General features: G+C 52.1%; 1 rRNA gene. It reads right to left on the bottom strand.

The features are described from left to right. Positions 1-51: 51 nt before the first annotated feature. A 23S ribosomal RNA gene (locus EDC28_RS19900) occupies positions 52-2948 on the bottom strand. Positions 2949-2973 lie beyond the last annotated feature (25 nt).

Below are 2973 nucleotides of genomic sequence, written 5' to 3' on the forward strand. Positions count from 1 at the left end.
TTTGAGTTTCTCGCCTTACTTTGGCGTCCCACAAAACCCTTTGGGTGTTGTATGGTTAAGCCGCACGGGCAATTAGTACTGGTTAGCTCAACGTATCGCTACGCTTACACACCCAGCCTATCAACGTCGTAGTCTTCAACGACCCTTTAGGAGACTCGAAGTCTCAGGGATGACTCATCTCAGGGCTCGCTTCCCGCTTAGATGCTTTCAGCGGTTATCGATTCCGAACTTAGCTACCGGGCAGTGCCACTGGCGTGACAACCCGAACACCAGAGGTTCGTTCACTCCGGTCCTCTCGTACTAGGAGCAACTCCCTTCAATCATCCAACGCCCACGGCAGATAGGGACCGAACTGTCTCACGACGTTCTGAACCCAGCTCGCGTACCACTTTAAATGGCGAACAGCCATACCCTTGGGACCGACTTCAGCCCCAGGATGTGATGAGCCGACATCGAGGTGCCAAACACCGCCGTCGATATGAACTCTTGGGCGGTATCAGCCTGTTATCCCCGGAGTACCTTTTATCCGTTGAGCGATGGCCCTTCCATTCAGAACCACCGGATCACTATGACCTACTTTCGTACCTGCTCGACGTGTCTGTCTCGCAGTTAAGCTGGCTTATGCCATTGCACTAACCTCCTGATGTCCGACCAGGATTAGCCAACCTTCGTGCTCCTCCGTTACGCTTTAGGAGGAGACCGCCCCAGTCAAACTACCCACCAGACACTGTCCTCAACCCGGATAACGGGTCTAAGTTAGAACATCAAACATACCAGGGTGGTATTTCAAGGTTGGCTCCACCCGAACTGGCGTCCGGGTTTCATAGCCTCCCACCTATCCTACACAAGTAGGCTCAATGTTCAGTGTCAAGCTGTAGTAAAGGTTCACGGGGTCTTTCCGTCTAGCCGCGGGTACACTGCATCTTCACAGCGATTTCAATTTCACTGAGTCTCGGATGGAGACAGCATGGCCATGGTTACACCATTCGTGCAGGTCGGAACTTACCCGACAAGGAATTTCGCTACCTTAGGACCGTTATAGTTACGGCCGCCGTTTACCGGGGCTTCGATCAAGAGCTTCACCTTACGGCTAACCCCATCAATTAACCTTCCGGCACCGGGCAGGTGTCACACCGTATACGTCCTCTTTCGAGTTTGCACAGTGCTGTGTTTTTGATAAACAGTCCCAGCCATCTGGTCACTGCGACTCTCGTCTGCTTACGGAGCAAGTCCTTCACAAACAAGAGCGTACCTTCTCCCGAAGTTACGGTACTATTTTGCCTAGTTCCTTCACCCGAGTTCTCTCAAGCGCCTTAGTATTCTCTACCTGACCACCAGTGTTGGTTTGGGGTACGGTTCCTATGCAACTGAAGCTTAGAGGCTTTTCCTGGAAGCGTGGCATCAACAGCTTCGTGACCGTAGTCACTCGTCTCGTGTCTCGGAATTAAGCGCCCGGATTTACCTAAGCACTCTCCCTACGCACTTTCACATGGACAACCAACGCCATGCCTGCCTAGCCTTCTCCGTCCCCCCATCGCATTGCATAGAAGTACAGAAATATTAATCTGTTTCCCATCGACTACGGCTTTCGCCCTCGCCTTAGGAGCCGACTCACCCTGCCCCGATTAACGTTGGACAGGAACCCTTGGTCTTCCGGCGTGGAGGTTTTTCACCCCCATTAACGTTACTCATGTCAGCATTCGCACTTCTGATACCTCCAGCATGCCTCCCGACACACCTTCGCAGGCTTACAGAACGCTCCTCTACCGCTCACGCATAAGCGTGAACCCGTAGCTTCGGTGCATAGCTTAGCCCCGTTACATCTTCCGCGCAGACCGACTCGACTAGTGAGCTATTACGCTTTCTTTAAAGGGTGGCTGCTTCTAAGCCAACCTCCTAGCTGTCTAAGCCTTTCCACATCGTTTCCCACTTAGCTATGACTTGGGGACCTTAGCTGACGGTCTGGGTTGTTTCCCTTTTGACAACGGACGTTAGCACCCGCTGTCTGTCTCCCGGATAGTACTCTTGGGTATTCGGAGTTTGCATGGGTTTGGTAAGTCGGGATGACCCCCTAGCCCAAACAGTGCTCTACCCCCCAAGGTATTCGTCCGAGGCGCTACCTAAATAGCTTTCGAGGAGAACCAGCTATCTCCCGGTTTGATTGGCCTTTCACCCCTAATCACAGGTCATCCCCTACTTTTGCAACAGTAGTGGGTTCGGTCCTCCAGTACCTGTTACGGCACCTTCAACCTGCCCATGACTAGATCACCGGGTTTCGGGTCTATACCTTGCGACTGGACGCCCAGTTAAGACTCGGTTTCCCTACGGCTCCCCTATTCGGTTAACCTCGCCACAAAATATAAGTCGCTGACCCATTATACAAAAGGTACGCAGTCACACCACGAAGGTGCTCCTACTGCTTGTACGTACAGGGTTTCAGGTTCTATTTCACTCCCCTCGCCGGGGTTCTTTTCGCCTTTCCCTCACGGTACTGGTTCACTATCGGTCAGTTAGGAGTATTTAGCCTTGGAGGATGGTCCCCCCATATTCAGTCAAGATACCACGTGTCCCGACCTACTCATCGTGTGCAACAACAGCTGGCATTTCATGTACGGGACTATCACCCTGTATCGCGGCACTTTCCAGAGCCTTCCACTATACCAACCGCTGATAAACACACTGGGCTCTTTCCCGTTCGCTCGCCGCTACTGAGGAAATCTCAATTGATTTCTGTTCCTCGGGGTACTTAGATGTTTCAGTTCTCCCGGTTCGCCTCGTTACGCTATGTATTCACGTAACGATACTGACTTATGTCAGTGGGTTTCCCCATTCGGAAATCATTGGCTCAAGCGGTTCTTATCACCTCACCAATGCTTATCGCAGATTAGCACGTCCTTCATCGCCTCTAACTGCCTAGGCATCCACCCTGTACGCTTAGTCACTTAACCATACAACCCCTAAGGGTTTCGCTGC

This window comes from Gallaecimonas pentaromativorans, from assembly GCF_003751625.1.
Taxonomy (GTDB): domain Bacteria; phylum Pseudomonadota; class Gammaproteobacteria; order Enterobacterales; family Gallaecimonadaceae; genus Gallaecimonas; species Gallaecimonas pentaromativorans.